Genomic DNA, 1,909 nt, shown 5'->3' with positions numbered 1-1,909 from the left:
CATCTGCAGTACGTGCTGCGCCTCGCCGATACCGCGCTGATCCTCGGTCAGCGCAACACCGAGTGGTGCGGCCACGGCCCGATCCTCGAAGAGGACATCGCGCTGTCGAACATGAGCCTCGACCTGATCGGCCAGGCACGCCTGCTGTACACGCATGCGGCCGCACTCGAGCAGCAGCTCACCGGCCGTCAGCGCAGCGAAGACGACTACGCGTACTTCCGCGCCGAGCGCGAATTCGCCAACTACACGCTCGCCGAGCTGCCGCATTACGGGCCGCTCGCCGGCACCGCGCAGGCGCAGAAGGATTACGCGGTCACGATCGTGCGCAACTTCCTGTACTCGACGCTGATGCTGCATCTGTGGAGCGCGCTGACCAGCTCCGCCGACGAGCAGCTCGCCGCGATCGCCGCGAAGTCGATCAAGGAAACGCAGTACCACGTGCATCACGCGAGCGAGTGGCTGATCCGTTTCGGCGACGGCACCGACGAATCGCACCGTCGCGCGCAGGCCGCGCTCGACTACCTGATGCCGTACACGTACGAGTTCTTCAGCGCGGACGCGGTGGAAGACGCGATTGCCGCGGCCGGCATCGGCCCGCGCACCTCGGCGCTGGAAGCCGCGTGGCTCGACGACGTGCGTGCCACGCTCGACGCAGCCACGCTGACGCTGCCCGCGGCGCTGCGCCACGTGAGCACCGGCAAGCACGGCGAGCATTCGGAGCACATGGGTTTCGTGCTCGCCGAAATGCAGAGCCTTGCGCGCCAGCATCCGGGCGCCAGCTGGTAAGCACGCGATGACGACCTCGACCGCCCCGCAGCCCTCGTACCCAACCGCGTACAGCACCGCGACCATGACCGACGCCACGATGGACCCCACGACCGACGCCACGCTTACCCGCGCCTGGACCGTGCTCGAAGCGGTACCCGACCCGGAGATCCCGGTGGTCTCGATCCGCGAACTGGGTATCCTGCGCGACGTGCGACGCGCTGCGGACGGCGCGCTCGAAGTCGTGATCACGCCGACCTACTCGGGCTGCCCGGCGATGTCGCAGATTGCCGAGGACATCGGCCGTGCGCTCGAGGCTGCCGAGCTCACGCCGTACCGCGTCGCCACCGTGCTCGCGCCGGCGTGGACCACCGACTGGATCACCACCGAAGCCCGCGAAAAACTGCGCGTCTACGGCATCGCGCCGCCGACGGGCAACTGCGGTTCCGCCGCCAGCGCACCAACCGCGCCGCAGGAAAAAGTGCTGCGCTTCGTGCCGCGCAAGCTGCCCGCCCCGTCGTGCCCACGCTGCGGCTCCGCGCACACCGAGCGACTCGCGCAATTCGGCTCGACCGCCTGCAAGGCCCTGTATCGCTGCCTCGACTGCCGCGAACCCTTCGACTACTTCAAACCGTACTGATATGGCCACCCCGCAATTCCATCCGCTGCGTATCCGCGAAGTGCGTCCCGAAACTGCCGATGCCGTGTCGGTCGCCTTCGAAGTCCCGCCCGAACTGCGCGACCAGTATCGCTTCACGCAAGGGCAGTTCGTCACGCTGAAGACGCATATCGACGGTGAGGAAACGCGCCGCTCGTATTCGATCTGCGTGGGCGTCACCGACTACGATCGCGACGGCGAGTTGCGCATCGGCATCAAGCGCGTGCGCGGCGGGCGTTTCTCGAACTTCGCGTTCGACACGCTGCAGCCCGGCCACACGATCGACGTGATGACCCCGGACGGCCGCTTCTTCACGCACCTGAACGCGCAACAGGGCCAGCAGTACCTCGCGTTCTCGGGCGGCTCGGGTATCACGCCGGTGCTCGCGATCATCAAGACGACGCTCGAAGTCGAGCCGCGCAGCACCTTCACGCTGGTGTACGGCAACCGCAGCGTCGACCAGATCATGTTCGCCGAGGAGCTCGA

The 1,909-nt window shown here is 67.4% G+C and carries 3 protein-coding genes; all 3 read left to right on the top strand.

Going from position 1 to position 1,909, the window contains the following annotated elements:
* A partial coding sequence (paaC, locus tag EVC45_RS44315; RefSeq protein ID WP_129964326.1) for a 1,2-phenylacetyl-CoA epoxidase subunit PaaC occupies positions 1-786 on the top strand: 786 nt, incomplete at its 5' end.
* A 7-nt stretch (positions 787-793) separates the two neighbouring features.
* Positions 794-1,405: a 1,2-phenylacetyl-CoA epoxidase subunit PaaD gene (gene paaD / locus EVC45_RS44310; protein ID WP_373683136.1), complete on the top strand. Its 612-nt coding sequence runs from the start codon at positions 794-796 to the stop codon at positions 1,403-1,405.
* Between the two features lies 1 nt (position 1,406).
* The coding region (locus tag EVC45_RS44305; protein WP_248295533.1) for an FAD-binding oxidoreductase at positions 1,407-1,909 on the top strand (503 nt) is incomplete at its 3' end.

Origin of the sequence: Paraburkholderia sp. UYCP14C (genome assembly GCF_004197395.1) — a bacterium.
Lineage (GTDB): Bacteria > Pseudomonadota > Gammaproteobacteria > Burkholderiales > Burkholderiaceae > Paraburkholderia.
The sequence above is the reverse complement of the archived record's forward strand: the minus strand, read 5'-3'. Positions and strand labels throughout refer to the sequence as shown.